Below are 19,739 nucleotides of genomic sequence, written 5' to 3'. Positions count from 1 at the left end.
AATAAAATTTTGAATTCCAGTTCGTAGATGATTATTAAAAGATTATTAAAACATTTTGTTTTGCTTCAAAATACAATTATATCATTTTATACCTATTTATAGGGCTTTAGAGCCCTAAGGATAGAGAATATTTTTATACATTTATAACATTTTATACTAAATTTTGGACACCATCTAAAATGGATAAAAAATACGCAATTATAACCCATAAAAGTGCCTGTGTATCGATGTTGTAGGATTTATAAAAAAGAAGGAAAAAATGAGAAAAATACGCAGTTTGGTGGAGTTGTGGGAGAATGAGCTTGACTTGTATTCTCGCATAGTGCGCATTCTAAAAATAGAAATAGATTTTATTAAAAGATTATTAAAACAATTCATCAGACTTCCCTTCCTTGCGAGTTTTTAAGCTTGTCCAAAAAATTAGCCCACCAATTCAATAGACTTTTCATTTGCTCGAAATAATTCGCTTTGTGTTTATAGGTATTTACCACACTATTCCCTGCAGTTGAAAGCAAGAAAAATGCCATTAAAGAGATGAATCGTAGTTGCACTTATCTTTTCTCTTACATCTGTTTTGGTTGTAATTTAGGAGGTATAAAAAGTATGGAGGGATAAGACAAAAGTGTAGTAAGAGACTGACTACATGGGATACTACTTTGGTAAATACCAAAGAGCAAAAAATAGATGTCAAAACCCATATATGGATATCAAGCCCAAATTATGGATAATGACATCTTGCTTTTCATAAAATGTAGATTACGCGTTTCTCCAATCGTCACTGCCACTTGTTCCAGCTGCAATATGTTCCCAAACAACTTTTCTATAATTGAGAGATACTGTAAATAATTCTGTTTTGTCGTTGTTGGATCTATCTTGGGCATTTGGCATAACAAGTGCTATATCCGTGATAATTGCATCTTCCAAAATAGTTGTAAAGTAATGTTCTGCTCCACCATCACTTGACGTTCTAAACCAATGTACTTCGACTCTCGGAAGTCTTTCTCCCTTGGTAAGTGCATTATAAAGCAATGGAACCGCTTTGTTAAGAGAACAAGTAAAGCTAAAAGGCTTATGCACTCTCTGCCCTGATGGCTGCCCACTTTGGGTGTCTGTTGGAACAGTTACGATATGGGAAATTTCTTGAGCCATAATTTCATCCTCATGCCCTGCTTGATATCTATTGCCAATACTCTCTTGTGTCGAAGCTCCGCTAGATATGAGACCTTGTGTAGAACCTTCTATTTTAATATATGCTGGCTGTGCCATACGAATCCTTTGTTGAGATTTATATCTTAAAGCTAAAAGTTTAGATACAAGCTTATCTACCCTTTAATTTTGCACTAAGATACTTCATTATATCACAAAATATTTGAAAAATAACAAGGTTTATTCACAAAGGGACATGAGCCATACATAATAGGATTGTGGCAATGTGTGGGACATATCTCCTAGAATTCCAAATCCTAACTTTGCACAAGTATTATCACCTAGCACATAATGCATCTTTTTGTGGTATTTGGTGTGCAAGGCTATATCAACACTCAATGTATTATTTGTGAGGAAAATAATACTCTCTTTTAGTTTATTATATTTTTCTTGTGTAGGCAGAAAAAGTAAGGCTTCGTAATAAGATATATTGTGTAGGGTTATACATATTTTATTTTGATGAGAAAGACTGGTGCTACCCAATACAAAGTTTTCCTTAAGTATATTGTTATAGTGCCCTAAAATATTTTTTTGTGATTGGATAATTGGAATTTGTTGAGGAATATTTTCTATAATCTCAACCCTGCAATGAAGTTTGAGGTGATGTTGTAGCACTTGTTCAATATAGGATTTTGGTTTTCTAAGACTCAAAATTAAGGGAGCAAATGGCAGATATTCTTTGGCAAGGTTTGTGTCACGTAAACCCAATAAGGAAAGAAGAATTTGTGAGATTCTATCATCAAGAGTTGAACGAAAAGATCGAGGGTAACTTCTTAATGCAGCACTTTCATATAAAAGCCACAAAAAATGATTATTAAAAAAATCAAAAAACAGACTAAATCCCTCATGATCATCTTGAATATTTGCAAATTTATCTAAAATATAATTTGGTAGTGGTGAATTAGCACCAAATAACCCAAAAAAATATGTCATTACTTCCACAAACTTGTCAGAATCTTTATCGGAATTACAAGTTTGTATATAAGTTGGCAGAGATTGCTCGTTGTGGGAATGAGAGTAAAAAGTTTCTTTGGTATGATTTGAATCATGTGAGAGATTATAGTGATTGTTTTCATTCTCTTGTATGGTGGGAATATCAATTTCTTTATAGGCATGACCTAAAGATTGGGAAGTACGCAAAAATATTTGCTCCTTACTATATGTATTAAGCAAGGAAGTAAGAAGTGTATAAAAAGTCATATGAGTCCCTTATGTCGCATTTATTTATATATCAATCTCTATTACAAGACCTCGTATCTTTTTTATTTTAATAATTTTGTATTATAGTTTTATATCAGCTCACTTGGATTATAAAAATCTATAGTTATCAAGTATAATAAGACCTTATTTGTATTCTCTGTTCTGTAGCATACCATAAATTTTAGCAAAAAACATTGTTATATCGCTAATTAAATAACATCAAAAGAAATTTTAGATTATTAGTAAGTCAGTCCCTATAAGATATATATTGTTAGATAAGGGTATATATTCTCTAGCAATAAATAGCTAGAGCTAAGATTGATTAGTGGACGTTATTTGTTTTTGTGGTAAGGCTTGGGATTTTAAAGCAATTACCCTACCCTAATAAATCCTATTATTTTTTTGCAAGAATACATGCATGTAATCTATTCATTATACTTTTTTATCTAGTAAGTTTTGGTATATGGAACTTTCAAATTGGAGAAATCCACCATAAGATGAGGGATCCATAAACGGCAACACCTCAGAAGCCCAAAAACCACCAATGCCATTTTTTCGATCTATGAAATAAAACAGATTGGATATACCAGCCCACATTATAGTATGAGCTGGACGTCCAGTGTTGGTCATTTCCTCATTGATTTGAAATGTATAGCCCCATGATTTTTGTGTCGATGGATAAAATTCTCCTTTATTAGTAAATAAAGGTATAGCACTATCCCAACCCTGACATCTTAGAGTGCCTATACCATTCATACACATAAAATTAATAGATTGTGGTGAAAGCACTCTGCCATTTTCACCAACACCATCATTGAGAATCATTCGGATAAACTTCATGTAATCAGTTACTGTGCAATGTAAACCATGACCTCCCATATCTATGGGAGAAGGATTGGGTAAAGTTATGTCTCTAGCAGGAGATAATTTGCCACTTTGATCTCTAACGTGAATGATTGCTAAGCGTTGTTTTAGACTATCTGTTAGATCAAAAACAGTATCACGCATATTACAGGGTTCAAGGATTTTTTCCTTTAATAAAACACTTAAATGCTTTGAAGTAGCTTTTTCTAGGACTAGACCTAGCCAATCTATGTTAATTCCATAATTCCAAGATGTGCCAGGTTCAAATAACAAGACACTTTGCAGTGACTCTAAGGTATTAGTTACAACTGATGGAATTGAATAGTATTGTCTATAGGCTAGATCTTCCTTATTAAAAAATTCATAGCCAAATCCCGCAGTATGCAACACTAAATGCCTTAATGTGATATCGTTTTTAGCTTTTCTTGTAATTGGCTTTGAGTCTTTATCAAATCCCTCTAAAACCTCTATATCAGCAATTTCAGGCAAATATTCTTTTGCCAAATCATCTAGTTTCACAATATTTTCTTCAATCAATGTAAACAACAATGCACCAACTAATGCTTTAGTAGTAGAAAATGCATTAAAAACACTTTCTGTATTTATCTTTTCATCACAATCAAGAGATAATTTGCCTAATGCCCCTTCATAAATATTTGCCTGTTTATCAGTGAGCATGGCAACAACACCAGGTATTCCACCAGCGACATTTACCGCAGATTCTAAGGCTTTATCTAAATCGTTATGCAATCTATCTTAAAATGGGGCATACTTACTCCTAAGTTGGTTTAATGTGTGAATTATATCAGAATGAGACATATAAATTCATAGCGCTATAAGACACTTTTTCTTGCATAAATCCACATTTATATTTATTTTATTCCTTTATATTATGCTTTTTGGCATAAGATTGTATCTTATCACGCAATTCTTGTGGGAAAGATTCTCTATATATAGCTGGGATTGTGGGGTTTAGTTTTTTATCTAGTTTGCCTGCTTCATAGAGTTCATCTAAATATTCTGGTATGTAGTAAGTAGGTGCATTAGGATAGCCTTGTGGGGGAGTAATAGAACGAATTTTAGCATATACATTTTTCAAATTGTCTTCAAACCGAGCATTAAATTCTGGTAAATATGGAAAGTTCAATGCTGATGCTTCAGCTCTTCTCTGTAAGAAGAATTTGGTTCTGTTCATAAACTCTCTTCTTGTTTGTTCTGTAGCTCTAGGATCTCTTGGATCTAGTAGTTTTCCTGCTATAAGTTCATCATCAAGTTCCCTCATCACATCTTCATACATAACATATCTACCATAATCCATTATCCAATCTACCCCCATTATCTCATCAATATAGGGATACATACCAAATCTATCTGGCTTTATCTTTTTGGCTAGACTCATCATTTGTGCTTTTCGCAATGGATTTTCATATGTGCCATAAAAAAAATAGCCATCTGTATAATATCCTTTCTCCCAAATCTCACCTAATTGATGCACCAACACTCTTTTTTGATATGTTCTTGCTGTAAAGCCATCCACTCGTATTGCACTAAACCCCTTTATATCTCCTAGCATACCTGCTGCTATTTCCCACTCTGCCTCTACTAAAGATCCATCACTTATATGAGCCATTCCCCTATTTGCCTCTACTATTTCATAGAGTTCTCTATACTCTTCATTAATAAGTTTTCCATTTTCATCTACATTAGCTATAGCATCTAATGGTATATCTATGACAGAGCTTCTTATCCCACTTCTAATCACTAAATATTGATATCTTTCTCTTTTTGTTTTTAGTGATTCATAATAGGCTTTTTCAGCTTTAGTCCAAGGAGCTATAGCACCTATAGGAGGTTGTGTAAGATAGAGATTGCGAAGTGCTTGATACTCTTTAAGATGATTTGGATTTGTTTTAAGGTTTGGATCAAAGTAGATAGGTTTGTAATTGGCATAGGGGGAAGAATCAAGAATCTCGTTTGTCTGGTTTAGTAGGTTTGTGGCTCTTAAGATTTCTTGTTGCAAGAAATCTTTATCATCTATAACAATTTTCTTCCTTTCATCATCAAAAATAGTTTCAACATCATATCTATAATTCCTTACAATCACTCTACCATTTGAATCTAACTCTATGGTATTACCAAACATATCTTTTGTTGTCATTGCTTTCTCCTTATTGTTTGAATTCCCACAACCAACGACACTATATCCACCCAATATCCCTAATCCTAATACAGATATTGTATGTAAAAACTTTCGTCTATCTATCCTATCCATAATCCATCCTCCATTATTATTGTAGTAGCTAAGCGTCCTATGGATTTGGGCGGCTTTTTGCCTTTTTCTTCACCGCTTAGCCCATAATATATTGCTTTAATATTATTATGCCCTATGATGTTTAGTTTTTCTAATAATTCTCTATATTTTGCATGATATGTATTTGTTTTTGTATTTGTATTGATGTTGCCATTAATAAAATCACTGAGTATGTCTATACAAGCATTATAACAATCTATGGCTTTCTCTCCTTCGTTTGCGTCTAATTTCTTAAATTCTTGCAATTTGTTTTCATCTCTTAGCTTATAAAGCTCTTTTTTATTTTTTAAAATCTCTAGACTTGCCTTATTTGTGCCATTTGCAAAAAAATCTATATCATTGATGTAATAGTTTGTATCCTTGCTCACTCCTCTTAGCTCATCTAAAAGGATATAACCTAGTAGCTTTTGCAAGAGATAGTCTGAAGCTTGCTTGGGTGAAGCATTGCTTAAATGATAAAATAGAGCATCTAGCACTCCTAGCCCTCCTGTTTTTAATCTCCCTCCTATCACCATATCATACAAATTAAACGAGAAAAAAGTATTATGAACTATCATGGGATAATACACTCCCTCATCCCTTTGTAGTGCATATGGGTAATTGTATTTGTAGTTGAGTTTGATAAATTGCAATCGTTCAAATTCTTTTTTGCTTTTTTCGTATTCTGTGACAAAGGTTTGATTAAAGATATTAAGTGCCATTGCTTGGGGTAGACCTTTTGCAAAGTCTTTAAATGTATCTGTAATAAACTCTTTTGCAAATAAGCCTTTTTGTTTGATGATTTCTTTTTCGATTGCTGCCTTTTGTTTTTGTTTATCATTAATATCTGTGTATTTTGTTTGTAACCTATCTTCAAGGGATTTTATCTTTGGGTTGTTTGTAATATCTCCTAGCGCAATAATCTCAAATGCTTGTGTTTTATGGATTCTGGCAAGTTGGATAAAAGCTTGTTTCTTGATTTGTTTTAATTTTGCATTAGCTCTAGAATTGTTGGCTTTTGGCTGTGAAATATATATTTGTTTCTCGCTAGAGGTTAGAATTGTAGCAAGATATAAAAAGCCAAGCTCTTCAATAAGGAAGGTGCTTAATTTTTGTGAGAAGCTAAGTTTTAAAAGTGTTTTTGTGAGTTTGTGTATTATATCTATCCCTGAGAGATTAAAGAATACGCTAGAAAATGGGAAATATGCTGTGATAAAGTTTTTAAGTATCTCTTCTAAAATTTTTTGATTATCAATTTGTGTTTGTTGTTCTTGTTGCTGCTTGATTTGTGAGAGTTTATTATCTATTATTTGTAGATTGTCTTGGATATTTTGAAATATATCATCATTTGTGTTAGAATCATCATGAGATTCTATATTTTCAAATAACATATTCAGTGTTTCTTGATCTTCTTGGCTTAAATCTTTGTGTTGCTCGCTTTTTTCTATAGCAAGAACAAATTCTTCTATACAAAAAATTTGATTATTATTTTCTTTTTGTTTGATAGAAAAACAAATGGGGATATTATTATTATCTAATGTTTCAATATATGAATCTTTAGAAAGCATATTAATTTCTTCATCAGCTATCTTTATGTATTCATAACTCCATATAAAAAGCCATTGTGGATCCGTTTTAATTCCACTATAAAAGTTTTTTATCACATAATAGCTTAAGGCTAATAAGAGGACCTCTAGAGCGGAATAAGAGCGTTTTGGCTCTTCATATTCATATCCATAATGGTATATATCATAGTCTATATCTTTGATTGTAATCATACTTTTAATATATCCTCGCAAACAGGCTATACTTTCTTTGAAATATTGTTCTTCTTTTTCCACTATCTCTTTTTTATCCATAGGTTGCTTAAAAAAAGATTGTATGTATTGATAACTTGCAATTTTTTGCATTTGATCTTTATTATTTGGAAATGTGGAAAACAACATCTCTCCCATTCCTAAATAAGCTTGTTGTTCCCAGGAGATATACTCATCATATAACTTCTTGTATTCAAGATATTGTTGTTTGTCTATATGCACAAATGGACTTAAATTAAGCACATAAGCTTCTTTTTTAGTTGCATTGATTTTGATTTGATATTTGCTATAATCGACTACTGCATTATAATCTTTGTCAGGTTTTTGATGAAGCATAGTATTTGTATTTTTCAAAGATGAATTGCCATAAAAGATTGTATTGTTTAATGTATTGATAAGCGTTGCACTTAATCCTGCATTATGCTTATATGGAGCATTACTAATAACAAGATAATTAAAACCTTGTTTGGATTCATCGGTTTCTTTTTTATTTTGTTCCTCCTTAATGAGTTCTACAAGCTTGGTTGAATTAAAAAATGGACTTTCAATATAAGCAAAGCGATTCTTTGATGTTGACATTTGATTTTGTAAAAACTCACAAATTTTTCCTTTGCCATATATACCTATTGTTTTATTTTGAAATACTAACTTTTCATTATCATGCACTAGATCTTTGATTGATAATTCTGGCTTTTGTAGTTGTAAGCAAACTCCCAAATTTTGCTTGAGTGTGACTGGAATCTCGTTTGTTTGTGTGCCTAATCCCGAAAAATCAATAAGTATTGTATCATCTATGATAAGTGTATTATGTAGAGTGTGGTTTTCAAAAAGAGTGATGAGCGGCGCAATCTCTTGCGTTAATGGTTTAAGAATAGAGTTTGAAATGGCGTAGCTATACTTCGAATCTGCCCATTCCAAGATATTACTCAGTGTTTTGCTCCCTTCAAATAATATGTCGGCACCAAATAGCAATAGATTGCTTTTAGCAAATATCTTTTTGATGCTGAAAATATCAATAATATTAAAGAAAAAATTTACTATTTCTTTATATATCTGAGAGTTCCCATCTTGATAAATCTTTTGAATTGATTGGTTTAGCTCATCAAATACAATATTTAAGCTATTTTCCAAATCTTGTATGTTGCCGAGATATTCAAGCTCATTAAGTTGTTTGGTCTTTTGTATAAAAGGTTTTTTTAGTTGTTCATCTATAGAATTCAGGAGGGCTTCATAACTATTAGTTTGTTTTATAAATTCATCTATGGCTTCAGAGAGAGATTCTATATTTTGATTTGGTAGCTTGTCGCACAAAGACTTTACGAAGTTACATAAAATACTTGATTGTGCTGTTTGCATATTATACACACAGATACTCTTGTTTGTTGGTGTATCGTTTATTTTCTTACTACTATCAAGGTAATATGTTGCTCGTGATGATTGTGCAATAATATTTTTGATATCAGGACTATTGTAGCTAAATACTTCTATCTCGATATCAGTGTTTTGTGCTAAATTTAGGAGATGCTGGACAAGCTGATATTCAAACAATTCTATTGTCCCATTCATTATTCTATGATGATAATACGATTCAAAGTTTGTGCAATACAATTGTATTGTTTTAGCTTTTTGGCTATGTTCCTTGATTGTTTGTAATAGCTGTTCTTGCGTATATATAAATTTTATATCTGTGTTATCCATTATATGCCTTTTTTTACTATTTGATTTATAAGATGTATTTTTAACACACCCTCTTTTTCCTCTATTATAGAATCTAATCCATTAGCGAATTCAAAGCTTAGTTTTTTTGCTCCATAAGGAGCTAAAAAAACTCTTGTGTGTGTAATAACAATACTTTGCAAGGAGTTCTCTTGATTCTCCATAGATTCTTTATTATGCTGTATATCTTTAGAGTATTCTAAGAGTTGTTTATATATTCCTACACCATATTCTTTGTATTCATATTCTTTGTAAGCTTGCTTATAGACTTTTGGAATTGTTTGTCGGATAATGAATACAAGAGCAAGGCGATGTATTCCTATGGTTACATCTATTTCTTTAAATTCATAATCTTTAGGATAAGAGGCTTGAAGATGTGCTTGTAAGTCTGTATCTTGCAAATCTTTAGAATCTTTGTGCATATCAAGCTCTAGCAATCCAAAAGGTGTATCGCTCTCTTGTAGTATATCATTAATTTTGTATCTATGCACAGGGATATTATCTATTTGCTTTGTGTGTTCTTTATAATACAATCTTAGTAGTGGTTTAGTAAGTTTTATTGTTGCAAGTAATGCTTCTTTGCTTTGTGTATTAGCATTACTAGGATTTGGTGAGTTTATCCTAAAAGTATTTTCTTTAGGTGTGCAAATAAGAGGAAATCCTTTATCACTCATTACACCACTAGAGACTAAATCTTGCATAATAGGATAATCATCATTAAACTTTTTTAATCCTCTAGCATTTGGGAGTATAGTAGCTACCATAGTGCAAGGTCCTCCACTTAGCAATGGATTAGTGCAACCTATGATAGAGCTATGTAATAAATCAGATTCTAATACCATAGGAATACCTTTGGAAGTAAAAGACTTACCCCTATTACTCTTTAGTTGTGCTACTCCATTATGAGGACATTTTATTTCAGTATCCTCTAATATTGGGTGAAGCATAGAGGTGGATTGACTTTTGTCATTCTGAGCCAAAGGCGAAGAATCTTTATCCCTTTGTGCTTTCTCTTTTTCTTGTATTGCCTTAGATTCGGAGGAATTGCATCCTAGTTTGATATTGAGACTTGAATCTAAAAGGGAGTAGTTTAGGAGAGTAAGGGTATTGCCATTGAGGAATATTTGGAGGGTTTGAGTGAAAGTCTCTTTAGAATCTTTTGTGTCATAGTCTGTTTCACCGATTAAGTGATAGATAGGCTTAGATTCTATAAACACTCCCTCTTTGTCTAATTCTCCAAAGAATAACGGATTATTAGGGGATTCTTTGGAGCCTAATAAAAGAGTAGAATCTAAAAAGATAGCAATATCATAATCTTGCAAGCTTTGTTGATTTTGGTTAGTAAGTGTGCGTATATCCTCTAGCAATGTATTACAATCAAGCATATCATTATGGTAGGCAAAGATATAAACCTTGTCATTTTCTTTATCATAAAAGATTTTACTTCTTAAAGAGCTATGGAGATTTTCTGTGGTATTAAAAGGAGTTTTTGGAGCAATAACTAAAGGATTTGAGCAAAATAGCAATGCCTTGCTTAAGGCTAGATAAGCTTTTTGGTATTCATTCATTCTTTACATTCCTAAGCAGTTTTATAAGATTGCAAAATTTGCGAGACTAGATTATTAAAGGTTTTATAGTAAAAGATTTCCGCTCTATTGCTTTCATTTAGCACTTCTTGGTTATTTTCATCAACTACTATAAAGGGCTGACATTTTAGCACACTTCGTAATTCTGCCACACTGCATTGCTTGTTTTCTAATCCATCAAAGAATGCTTTATCTAGGACTTTTACATAGAGTTTTGCCTCTTGTAATTGTGTGATAGAATCTATCATTTTGTATAAATCAAATTCTTGTATTTTCTTACTATCTTTAAACCTTGCTATATAGCTTACTTCGCTCAAGAGATAGACTAAGGGGAATATCTTTTTTGGTGGCTTTGGTGTGTCTTTATTGGTCTTTTTTCGTTCTTTATATTCTTTTTTGACTTCTTTTAACACTTCTTTATTCACTTCTTTTAATGAATTATAATTCCACTGCATAAAGTCATTAAATAAAGCCGTGATAAGCTGATATTTGCCTTTATTTTTACTTGCCTTGTATCCTATATAGTGTAGAGTAGCAGAATCTAGGGGGTTAGATTCTAAGTCCTTGATGTGATTTGAGAGCTTTTCTCTATTTGCCCCTAAGTCTAAGAGATACTCATAGAAATACAATATAATCACAGAGCTTTTGATAGAGTGTCTCTCCATACCCTCTACATCTATACCGATATTGAGATAATAATGCTTACCCTCTATATCCTCCCCTAGATTCTGTATGAGCTTGTTTTCAAGATTATTTGGATTATTATCGCTATCGGTTTCGATGTGATGAGTTGGTAGTCCTATATCTACTCTTTGCTTTTGCTCTTTGTGGAAATAGTAGTTGTCTATCAGTGTCTTATAGGCTAAAGCATAATACGAATCTATCTGTTTCAAAGTAGCGTAATACTCTCTCTCCTCCATGCTTCCTGCTGGTTTTTCCTCATATTCTATATCCACGCTAAGATAGATATGCAAAGCCTCTTTAGCATTTTCTGCCAAACTATAAAGCTTATAATACAGATTGTGAGGCAATCTCCACATTATATCATTTTGTGGAATTCTCTCTTGTTGCATTCGTGCTTCTACAAAGTTTATATCCAAAGTTCTTATAAAATCTCTAATATATTGTTTCTTTGAGTCTTTATCATACGAGGAGAGGTTGGGGAGAGAAATCTCAAGGATACCATAGCTTAGAGGATTAAGCTCTCTAGCACCCGGAGAATTAAAAGTATAAACTTCATTAATGATTCCACAATCTCTTTTAGCATAATCTGCAAAGGATAATACAAACATTTGAGTGAGAGCACCACCTAGAGAATGTCCTGTAAGAGTGAGTTTGGTAGTAGAATCTATGGGAGGAGTGAAATTTGAGGGAGTGGGGTTTTGTGTAGAATCTTGTAAAAGAGATTGGGTAATATAAGGCTTATACTTAGCTTCTGTGCTTCTTTGATAGAGTTTTTTCCATAGTTTGTATTCTAAAGAATCTTTATTGTTAGGCATAGAATCTCCTTCTGCATAAAAAGGAATCTTGCCTATGCATTGATTATAAAACAAAAGCATATCAAAATATTGTTTCTTAGGGAGATTTCCCGCCATAAGATTCATATCAGTTTTTATATCACCCATATTACTTGACTCTGTTCCTCTTATGGCTAGGGTGTATTCTTTAGATTCTTTATTTTGGAATAAGGTAGCTGAAAAACCTGATTCTGTATTTGGTTGGTGGATAAGTACATCATACTTTTCAAAGAATCTTTTAACTTGAGTTGGAGTCATATCGCCATCTAGTTCCTCTGGATTACCAAGCTTATGGTTTGGGGTTTTGTAGCCTTTGTAGGTGGAATCTAAGATGTCGTGGAGGGTGATAGTTAAAAGATTCCCTTGCTCATCTTGTCTGTCTTTAAATTTTTTCCCAGTGAGATGAAAGTATCCATAGGAAGCCATTGCAAATTCTGCATTGTCTCTTAATTTGCTAATTAATATTTTATTTTGCATTATTACTCCTTAATGTATTGTATTTTTGCACCCACATCAATGCAAGTTAAAATATTTTCACTCCAATAAAAACCACTTCCTTCATTGCCTGCTAGATAGTAGCGTTTGGAGTGCCAAGTAGCTAAAACCCCTATCAGAGGCAAATTTTGTTTAGAAAATCTCTCTTTAGAATTTGGATATAAAAAAACATAATTATAACCCAATCTACCTTTATTTTTGGGAATATTATGGGAATAATTAATTGTTTTTGCTCTATAATCAATCGTGATACGCGAATTGTAGGCTATTTGTGCCTCACGATTCAACTCCTCCCAATCTAACCTATCTAAATCTGTATCAAAGTAGGCTAGAATCTTATTATATTTATATTCATCATTTGGTAACTCATTTAATTTACACATTTTCTTAAACTTATGATAACTAGGCTGAAAAGAATAAGGCATTAGCCAACCTCGCCCCCAAAAACAACCATTAAAACATAATGTGATAAGAGTTAAGATTAAGAAATGCAGAAGTTTTTTCATTACGCTACCTTAGATTCTGTATTGGTTTGCTTTCTTTTTTCTCCAAAGAGTGTAGCAGAGAATCCTGATTCTGTATTTGGTTGATGAATTAATATATCATAGCGTTCAAAGAATCTTTTTGCTTGGGTGGGGGTGAAGTCACCACCTAAGAAGTGTTTATGATACCAAGAATCTTGAGGCTTGTCATTTTCATCTTTAAAGTATTTGTATTCTATATTGAGAATGTCGGTGGGAGTGGGGAATAAAGATTGGGTTTTATCATCTTTTAATTCTCTAAAATACTCTAATCTTTCTGTATCTGTGTTATCTTTATTAAAATCATACTTAGAATCTGCTAAGTGGAAATAGCCATAAGCTGCCATTGCTAACTCTGCGTTATCTTTTAGTCTATTAATCATTTCTTTGTTTTTCATTATTTAGCCCTTTTTTAAAATATATGCAACTTATTGGGACACTTCCTAAAAAAAACCCTGTTCCCTCATTACCTGCTGGGAGTGGTCTTGCTTTATCCCAATTAGCATAAAACAGTATAGTTTCAATATTATCTTTTCTTGCTTGATTATCATTAAAAAATAAAGTAAAAGAGTGGTATATTCTATCATAATGCTTTTTAAATTTATACAAATAATCTCCCCAATCATTGCGAGATAAATTCTCTTGCACATACTCCCAATCTATTGTATCCAAACTCGTATCAAAATACTTTAACACTTTATTATAATACTCCTCATCTATCTTACCACCATTGGCTTGATAAATCTCTGGCTCTAATTGGCATATTTCTTGAAACTTATGGAAACTTGGCTCTAAGTAGTAGGAATAAGGCGTATAATAAAATATTATCAATCCAATACTTCCAAGAAAGACTAAAAACTTTGAAACTTTCTTTTTGGATTTAAAGAGGATTCTATAAATGAATGTAAGTATGAGATAAGAAAGAATAGTGGGGATTAAGATTAAAAGAAATAGGTATATTAGCATTAGGCAACACTCCTAGATTCTAAAGGTGCATTAAAAGTATAAACTTCATTGATGATAGAATCTTGATGAGTTTCAGTGGTAGAAACATTAGAATCTTTAGATTTGGAATCTTTGTTTAAACCATTAGCAAAACAGAGGGCAAATATTTGAGCTAAAGCCCCACCTAAAGAATGTCCTGTAATAGTAAGCTTAGTAGTAGAATCTATGGGAGGAGTGAAGTTAGAGGGAATAGGAGGTAAGCTAGAATCTTTTAGTAGAGACTCTACTATATAGGGTTTATACTTAGATTCTGTGCTTCTTTGATAGAGTTTTTCCCATAGCTTATACTCTACACTATGGCTACATTTTATATCAAGTTTATCACACATAAAAGAAGTATCTTGCCCTTTGGGTTTAGATTCACTTGTTACATAAAAAGGAATCTTACCTATACATTGATTATAAAATAAAAGCATATCAAAATATTGTTCTTTAGGGATATTGCCTAAAAATAAATCTTTGTCTGCTTTTATATCTCCCATATCATCGGGCTTTGTTCCCCTAAAGGATAAGATATATTCGTTAGTTTGCTTGTTTTGAAAGAGAGTTGCACTAAAGCCCGAATCTGTATTAGGCTGGTGGATTAATAAACGATACTTTGCAAAGAAATTTTTTGCTTGGGTTGGGGAGAAATCGCCACCTAAGAAATCATCATCAAAGAAACCATTTTGTATTTCTTTTGTCTTTTTGTCTTTGAAATATTTGTATTCCATATTGAGTATGTCGGTGTGAGTGGGGTAAGCGGTGTTATTGCCTATAATATCTCTAAAATACTCTAATCTCTTTTTATCTGTATCGTTTTGATTAAAATCATACCTTGGATTAGCCAAATGGAAATATCCATAGGAAGCCATTGTTAAGTCGGCATAGTCTTTTAAGTTATTAATTATCTCTTTGTTTTTCATTGTCGATTCCTTTCTTAAAATAATCGCAATCTAAAATTTTAGTAGGCATTCTAAAATCTCCACTTGTAGCAATATCCCATTTTATACCTTTTATTCGAAATGTTTGCCATTCTGGTCTTATAGACATTCTTTCTATGTCTTGCTTATTTTTTGGCTTATCGTTATTAAACACTATACTTACTCCCAATGATATACGATTAGGAATATCGGCATCATACAAAATTTCCAATGGATAGTAAAGATATAGGTTTTTATCGGCAACTTTCATTTTTTTATATGGTGGCTTTTGCTGTTGAAAATTTAATGTTGTTGTCTCTTGAAATTTATTATAATCTAAGCTATCCATATCTGTATTGAAATACTTTAAAATGCTATTATAATATGCCCCATCAAGCTTACCACCATTAGCTTGATAAATCTCTGGGTCTAATTGGCATATTTCTTTAAACTTATGGAAACTTGGCTCTAAGTAGTAGGAATAAGGTGTGTAATAAAAAATAATCAATCCAATACTTCCAAGAAAGACTAAAAACTTTGAAACTTTCTTTTTGGATTTAAAGAGGATTCTATAAATGAATGTAAGTATGAGATAGGAAAGAATAGTGGGGATTAAGATTAAAAGAAATAGATATATTAGCATTAGGCTACCTTTTTGGATTTAGCACAGCCTATGATAGAGCTATTTAGCAAATCAGATTCTAAGACTAAGGGAATGCCTTTAGAAGTGAAAGGTTTGCCTTTATTAGCTTTTAGCTTGACTATGCCATTATGAGGACATTTAATCTCATTATCCTCTAGTATTGGGTGGAGCATTGCAGTGCTTGTAGGATTGTCATTGCGAGCCACAAGCGAAGAATCTTTTGTTTTAGAATCTTGTTGCTTTCGCTCTCTTTGTGTCTTTTCTTTTTCTTGTATTTCTTTAGATTCAGAGGAGTTACATTCTAGTTTGATATTAAGGCTAGAATCTAAGAGGGAGTAATTAAGGAGGGTAAGGGTATTGCCATTGAGGAATATGTGGAGGGTTTGAGTGAAAGTCTCTTTAGAATCTTTTGTGTCATAGTCTGTTTCGCCGATTAAGTGATAGATGGGTTTAGATTCATCTAAGCCTAGATTATTATCTTTAGAATCTAACTCACCAAAAAAACATTCGTTATAGGGTTTGTTAGATTCTGTGCCGCCTGTGAGTTCTATTCCCATAAAGTATAGCTTGGAATTTATAGAATCTATGCCTTTAGATTCTAAAACTTTGCAATCTATGATTTGGTTATCACAAGCATATAATGTTTCTCTGTGTCCTGTGCTAGTTTGCTGTGTGTCTAAAGAAGTAGCCTTTGTCATAAAAATCCTTTATGCGTTGGCTGCTTTTCGTATCTTATGGAGTGTTTCACTCCAATATCTCAAATCATCGTTGCCACTTAGGATAGCAAGGTAGCTTTGAAAGATAGAATCTGTATAGCCTTGAGAGATAGAGGGATAATCATAGTTTTTATACAAACATCTTGAAAGGATAGTGTCTTTGGGGTTAAAGATATATGGAGCGTATTGATTAAGTGTCCAATTATTCATAGGTATGCTTGGGTCAAGCTGACTTTCCTCATAAGGCTCATAATCCTTATCTTTACTTCTTAGCACTATTTTATGCGATTGTTTGTCATAGCTAATAAAAGTAAAATCCCCTTGTATATTTGTGTATCCTAATTTTTCTGCCTTTTGTATTTGAGAGCTTAGAATCTTATCAAGCATAGCATACACATATCGTAGCTGCTCTCTTATGTGTTGTAGCTTTTCTTTCCACGATTGCAGTGTCGCTACAAATCCCTCATCTTCACTAGAGCAAGTAATATCGTGTTTTGAAAGTCTATTGTAGTTTTGGTCTAGTTTGCATACAAAGCGATTGCCTATCATACCTCTAGCCCAAATCCTAAAGGCTTTTGCTCCTTTGATAGATTCTAGGTTAGAATCTATACTTTGGAATTTGCGAAAGATAGTATGGTAATATGCGAGGTCAGCAAGAGAATCTTTTAGAGTATTGATAAAATTAGCTTCCATATCAAAGGCATATTTCATAAACATCTTTCTTGCTAAGGCACTAGGGCTAAGATTGGGGATTACATCAGGCAGCCACTCTTTGCTATCAATAATCTCTATACCTATGGAATCTAGTTTGTTGAGAACCCAAGTAACGCAGTTGTGGATAGGATCAGAACTCATCGGATTTGAGTTATAGTATAAGTTTTTGATAGGATTATCAAGTTGCGTATCATCTTGCTTCAAATTCGGTGTCCTTTTCCTTGTCTGCTCTACTTCTGTTTTAATAGAATCTAAGAGTTTTTCATATTGTTCTTTTGAGATTTCAAACACACAGCGGTTTTGTTGCCAAAAGGTAGAGAGTGAGCGTGTTTTATAATAATATGGCTCTACATATTCATTGACTACATTATTGCCTTCTGGTGCATATTGATTGTTTTCATACACTTTGCCCCAATGATTTGTATCGTGTGTAACGGGACCAAAGCCAAAGAATCCTTCTCCTTTAAATTCATCGCTTAATATACTAGGATATACCCTCTCATACCATTTGCCTTTGTCTTTTTTGATAGTATTGAAATAGCAACCTATGAAAGAATCATATCGTGGATTAGAATATTTCTCTATCTCAATATCACTTTGTGAATCTAATTCATCAGGGTGCGTATGAGTTAAACCTAAAAATGCGTGAGGAATGGTAAAGGGTATAAAATCTAGTTTTGGTTTCATAGTGTCGATGTAAATCGTTACGAAGTATTGCATAGGAAATCCTTAGTTATTAATTATTTGCTAAAACCGCCATTAGCAAGATGATAAGCCGCAAGCCACCAATAGCTATTTATGCTTATAAAAACAAACCAAAAGCTTGGCTTATAGATTCTGTATTGTAACTTATTTGTCTTATAGAGAAAATATATAATGGCAAAAGGAACAAGCGAGAGAATATTAAATTGCAAAGCTATGAAATAAAAACCATCATAACCAATAATGTTAAGACCATTTCTAATAAAAAAACCATAAAGATAATAAAGTGGTTTTATAAATATAGCAATGGAGACTATCATCAATGCCACGCACACGAAACAATCTAAGATAAATTTAGAAAACTCAAACTTTTCTTTTTTCACACGATTTCCTTGTTTATAGATTCTAAAACTGCCTCATATTGTTCTTTTGAGATTTCAAACACACAGCAGTTTTGTTGCCAAAAGGTAGAGAGTGAGCGTGTTTTATAATAATAGGGCTCTACATATTCATTGACTACATTATTACTCTGGTGCATATTGGTTATTCTCATACACCTTGCCCCAATGATTTGTATCGTGTGTAACGGGACCAAAGCCAAAGAATCCTTCGCCTTCAAATTCATCGCTTAATATACTAGGATACACTCTCTCATACCATTTGCCTTTGTCTTTTTTGATAGTATTAAAATAATAGCCTATCAGTGAATCATATCGTGGATTAGAATATTTCTCTATCTCAATATTACTTTGTGAATCCAACTCATCAGGGTGTGTATGGGTAAGTCCCAAAAAGGCGTGAGGGATACCTAGAACCTCACTAAAGTTTGTTGTCGCATTAAGACTCATTGGGTGGATATAGATTGTTACGAAGTATTGCATAGGGAATCCTTTATTTACTACTAATGCTTAATAAATACGCCACAAACCACCAAAAGCTATTTATGCTTATAAAAACAAACCAAAAGCTTGGCTTGTAGATTCTGTATTGTATGATATTTGTCTTTTCTAAAAAGAAGTAAATGATAAACATTAAGGTATGGCAGAGTGTGAAAAATAAAGAAAAATTACCAAAACCACCCAATATATGAAGATCTGTTTTTATACCAAAAATATATAGCAATAATCCTACTAACTGAAAGAGTAAAAAAACTAAGATAGAGCAAAAAATAACAGACACTATCATCAATGCCACGCACACAAAGCAATCTAGGATAAATTTAGAAAAATCAAATTTTTCTTTTTTCACACGATTTCCTTAAAGTTAGAATCTAATATGCTAGGATAAATATTATTATACCACTTATCTTTTACATGTATAAGCGTGGGCTTATCAGAATCATATCCTACTTGATATTTGTATATATCAATATCTTTGAGTTTATCTAGCTCATCAGGATGAGTATGTGTCAAACCTAAAAAGGCGTGGGGGATATTGATGCCTTGCATTGGATGAATGTATAGTGTTACAAAATATTGCATAGAGAATTCCTTTATGAATATACTTTAAAATTATGACTTAACCAATAAGCCAAAAACCACCAAAAGCTATTTATGCTTATAAAAACAAACCAAAAGCTTGGCTTGTAGATTCTGTATTGTATGATATTTGTCTTTTCTAAAAAGAAATATAGTGCGAACATTAGAGTATGGGAGAGAGTAAGAAGTGTAGAATAATCATAAAAACCTTCAAATTTTATAAGATGGAATCCATCAATAAAGACAGAAAAAACCAACCCTAATGGTATAACAAATATAACAGACACCACTATCAATCCAATACACATAAAGCAATCTAAGATAAAAATCCCAAAATCAAATTTTTCTTTTTTCATAGAATCCTACT

20 protein-coding genes are annotated in these 19,739 nt (G+C 32.4%); all 20 read right to left on the bottom strand.

Going from position 1 to position 19,739, the window contains the following annotated elements; translation table 11 throughout:
* Window positions 1-756 precede the first annotated feature (756 nt).
* The 20 genes from B9T66_RS08270 to B9T66_RS08175 all read right to left on the bottom strand — a co-directional run bounded on the left by B9T66_RS08270 (window position 757) and on the right by B9T66_RS08175 (window position 19,728).
* Window positions 757-1,266, bottom strand: a complete 510-nt coding sequence (locus B9T66_RS08270; RefSeq protein WP_095628495.1) for an Hcp family type VI secretion system effector — start codon at window positions 1,264-1,266, stop codon at window positions 757-759.
* Window positions 1,267-1,386: 120 nt separating this feature from the next.
* Window positions 1,387-2,406, bottom strand: coding sequence for a type VI secretion system baseplate subunit TssG (tssG, locus tag B9T66_RS08265; protein ID WP_095628494.1), 1,020 nt, complete (start codon window positions 2,404-2,406; stop codon window positions 1,387-1,389).
* Between the two features lie 432 nt (window positions 2,407-2,838).
* Window positions 2,839-4,020 carry a serine hydrolase domain-containing protein gene (locus B9T66_RS08260; protein ID WP_219350227.1) on the bottom strand — a complete coding sequence of 394 codons (1,182 nt, stop codon included), beginning with the start codon at window positions 4,018-4,020 and terminating at the stop codon, window positions 2,839-2,841.
* Window positions 4,021-4,147: 127 nt separating this feature from the next.
* Complete coding sequence (locus tag B9T66_RS08255) at window positions 4,148-5,542, bottom strand: hypothetical protein (protein WP_257874668.1); 1,395 nt, start codon at window positions 5,540-5,542, stop codon at window positions 4,148-4,150.
* Window positions 5,530-9,075 carry a hypothetical protein gene (locus tag B9T66_RS08250; RefSeq protein WP_095628493.1) on the bottom strand — a complete coding sequence of 1,182 codons (3,546 nt, stop codon included), beginning with the start codon at window positions 9,073-9,075 and terminating at the stop codon, window positions 5,530-5,532. The genes B9T66_RS08255 and B9T66_RS08250 overlap by 13 nt, the downstream gene beginning before the upstream one ends.
* Window positions 9,075-10,661: a hypothetical protein gene (locus B9T66_RS08245; RefSeq protein WP_095628492.1), complete on the bottom strand. Its 1,587-nt coding sequence runs from the start codon at window positions 10,659-10,661 to the stop codon at window positions 9,075-9,077. The genes B9T66_RS08250 and B9T66_RS08245 overlap by 1 nt, the downstream gene beginning before the upstream one ends.
* Window positions 10,662-10,672: 11 nt before the next feature.
* Entirely contained in the window at window positions 10,673-12,673 is a 2,001-nt protein-coding gene (locus tag B9T66_RS08240) for a lipase family protein (protein WP_095628491.1), read from the bottom strand.
* A gap of 2 nt (window positions 12,674-12,675) precedes the next feature.
* Entirely contained in the window at window positions 12,676-13,197 is a 522-nt protein-coding gene (locus B9T66_RS08235) for a hypothetical protein (protein WP_143429122.1), read from the bottom strand.
* Window positions 13,197-13,610 carry a hypothetical protein gene (locus B9T66_RS08230; RefSeq protein WP_180763379.1) on the bottom strand — a complete coding sequence of 138 codons (414 nt, stop codon included), beginning with the start codon at window positions 13,608-13,610 and terminating at the stop codon, window positions 13,197-13,199. Before B9T66_RS08230 ends, B9T66_RS08235 begins: the two co-directional genes overlap by 1 nt.
* The gene (locus B9T66_RS08225; RefSeq protein ID WP_095628490.1) at window positions 13,588-14,178 is read right to left on the bottom strand and encodes a hypothetical protein; all 591 of its coding nucleotides are present in this window, start codon (window positions 14,176-14,178) and stop codon (window positions 13,588-13,590) included. The genes B9T66_RS08230 and B9T66_RS08225 overlap by 23 nt, the downstream gene beginning before the upstream one ends.
* Window positions 14,178-15,122 carry a lipase family protein gene (locus tag B9T66_RS09250; RefSeq protein ID WP_257874667.1) on the bottom strand — a complete coding sequence of 315 codons (945 nt, stop codon included), beginning with the start codon at window positions 15,120-15,122 and terminating at the stop codon, window positions 14,178-14,180. Before B9T66_RS09250 ends, B9T66_RS08225 begins: the two co-directional genes overlap by 1 nt.
* A complete protein-coding gene (locus B9T66_RS08210) occupies window positions 15,100-15,627 on the bottom strand; it encodes a hypothetical protein (RefSeq protein ID WP_257874666.1) in 528 nt (175 codons plus the stop codon). The genes B9T66_RS09250 and B9T66_RS08210 overlap by 23 nt, the downstream gene beginning before the upstream one ends.
* Before the next feature lie 134 nt (window positions 15,628-15,761).
* Window positions 15,762-16,460 (bottom strand): hypothetical protein, encoded by a 699-nt coding sequence (locus B9T66_RS08205; RefSeq protein ID WP_308201241.1) that lies wholly within the window; start codon window positions 16,458-16,460, stop codon window positions 15,762-15,764.
* Between the two features lie 9 nt (window positions 16,461-16,469).
* On the bottom strand, window positions 16,470-17,912 hold the full coding sequence (locus tag B9T66_RS08200) for a hypothetical protein (protein WP_095628488.1): 1,443 nt from the start codon (window positions 17,910-17,912) through the stop codon (window positions 16,470-16,472).
* 20 nt (window positions 17,913-17,932) lie between these two features.
* Window positions 17,933-18,277 carry a hypothetical protein gene (locus tag B9T66_RS08195; protein WP_095628487.1) on the bottom strand — a complete coding sequence of 115 codons (345 nt, stop codon included), beginning with the start codon at window positions 18,275-18,277 and terminating at the stop codon, window positions 17,933-17,935.
* Window positions 18,274-18,447: a hypothetical protein gene (locus tag B9T66_RS08915; RefSeq protein WP_180763378.1), complete on the bottom strand. Its 174-nt coding sequence runs from the start codon at window positions 18,445-18,447 to the stop codon at window positions 18,274-18,276. Before B9T66_RS08915 ends, B9T66_RS08195 begins: the two co-directional genes overlap by 4 nt.
* Window positions 18,419-18,775 (bottom strand): hypothetical protein, encoded by a 357-nt coding sequence (locus B9T66_RS08190; RefSeq protein WP_095628486.1) that lies wholly within the window; start codon window positions 18,773-18,775, stop codon window positions 18,419-18,421. Before B9T66_RS08190 ends, B9T66_RS08915 begins: the two co-directional genes overlap by 29 nt.
* A 10-nt stretch (window positions 18,776-18,785) precedes the next feature.
* Window positions 18,786-19,142, bottom strand: a complete 357-nt coding sequence (locus tag B9T66_RS08185; protein ID WP_095628485.1) for a hypothetical protein — start codon at window positions 19,140-19,142, stop codon at window positions 18,786-18,788.
* Window positions 19,139-19,375: a hypothetical protein gene (locus B9T66_RS08180; protein ID WP_095628484.1), complete on the bottom strand. Its 237-nt coding sequence runs from the start codon at window positions 19,373-19,375 to the stop codon at window positions 19,139-19,141. The genes B9T66_RS08185 and B9T66_RS08180 overlap by 4 nt, the downstream gene beginning before the upstream one ends.
* A gap of 11 nt (window positions 19,376-19,386) precedes the next feature.
* Complete coding sequence (locus B9T66_RS08175) at window positions 19,387-19,728, bottom strand: hypothetical protein (protein ID WP_095628483.1); 342 nt, start codon at window positions 19,726-19,728, stop codon at window positions 19,387-19,389.
* Window positions 19,729-19,739 lie beyond the last annotated feature (11 nt).

It is taken from the genome of Helicobacter sp. TUL (genome assembly GCF_002287135.1).
In the GTDB taxonomy this organism is placed as follows: domain Bacteria; phylum Campylobacterota; class Campylobacteria; order Campylobacterales; family Helicobacteraceae; genus Helicobacter_F.
Note: the sequence above shows the minus strand (reverse complement) of the source record. Positions and strands in the feature narration are given on the sequence as shown.

Excerpts from the sequence above, each read along its gene's own strand:
- B9T66_RS08230 (WP_180763379.1), bottom strand. The coding sequence starts at position 13,610 with ATGAAAAACAAAGAAATGATTAATAGACTAAAAGATAACGCAGAGTTA.
- B9T66_RS08180 (WP_095628484.1), bottom strand. The coding sequence starts at position 19,375 with ATGCAATATTTTGTAACACTATACATTCATCCAATGCAAGGCATCAAT.
- B9T66_RS08245 (WP_095628492.1), bottom strand. The coding sequence starts at position 10,661 with ATGAATGAATACCAAAAAGCTTATCTAGCCTTAAGCAAGGCATTGCTA.
- B9T66_RS08250 (WP_095628493.1), bottom strand. The coding sequence starts at position 9,075 with ATGGATAACACAGATATAAAATTTATATATACGCAAGAACAGCTATTA.
- tssG (WP_095628494.1), bottom strand. The coding sequence starts at position 2,406 with ATGACTTTTTATACACTTCTTACTTCCTTGCTTAATACATATAGTAAG.
- B9T66_RS08235 (WP_143429122.1), bottom strand. The coding sequence starts at position 13,197 with ATGAAAAAACTTCTGCATTTCTTAATCTTAACTCTTATCACATTATGT.
- B9T66_RS08255 (WP_257874668.1), bottom strand. The coding sequence starts at position 5,542 with ATGGATAGGATAGATAGACGAAAGTTTTTACATACAATATCTGTATTA.
- B9T66_RS08240 (WP_095628491.1), bottom strand. The coding sequence starts at position 12,673 with ATGCAAAATAAAATATTAATTAGCAAATTAAGAGACAATGCAGAATTT.
- B9T66_RS08205 (WP_308201241.1), bottom strand. The coding sequence starts at position 16,460 with ATGACAAAGGCTACTTCTTTAGACACACAGCAAACTAGCACAGGACAC.
- B9T66_RS09250 (WP_257874667.1), bottom strand. The coding sequence starts at position 15,122 with ATGAAAAACAAAGAGATAATTAATAACTTAAAAGACTATGCCGACTTA.
- B9T66_RS08270 (WP_095628495.1), bottom strand. The coding sequence starts at position 1,266 with ATGGCACAGCCAGCATATATTAAAATAGAAGGTTCTACACAAGGTCTC.
- B9T66_RS08915 (WP_180763378.1), bottom strand. The coding sequence starts at position 18,447 with ATGAGAATAACCAATATGCACCAGAGTAATAATGTAGTCAATGAATAT.
- B9T66_RS08190 (WP_095628486.1), bottom strand. The coding sequence starts at position 18,775 with ATGCAATACTTCGTAACAATCTATATCCACCCAATGAGTCTTAATGCG.
- B9T66_RS08175 (WP_095628483.1), bottom strand. The coding sequence starts at position 19,728 with ATGAAAAAAGAAAAATTTGATTTTGGGATTTTTATCTTAGATTGCTTT.
- B9T66_RS08200 (WP_095628488.1), bottom strand. The coding sequence starts at position 17,912 with ATGCAATACTTCGTAACGATTTACATCGACACTATGAAACCAAAACTA.
- B9T66_RS08225 (WP_095628490.1), bottom strand. The coding sequence starts at position 14,178 with ATGCTAATATACCTATTTCTTTTAATCTTAATCCCCACTATTCTTTCT.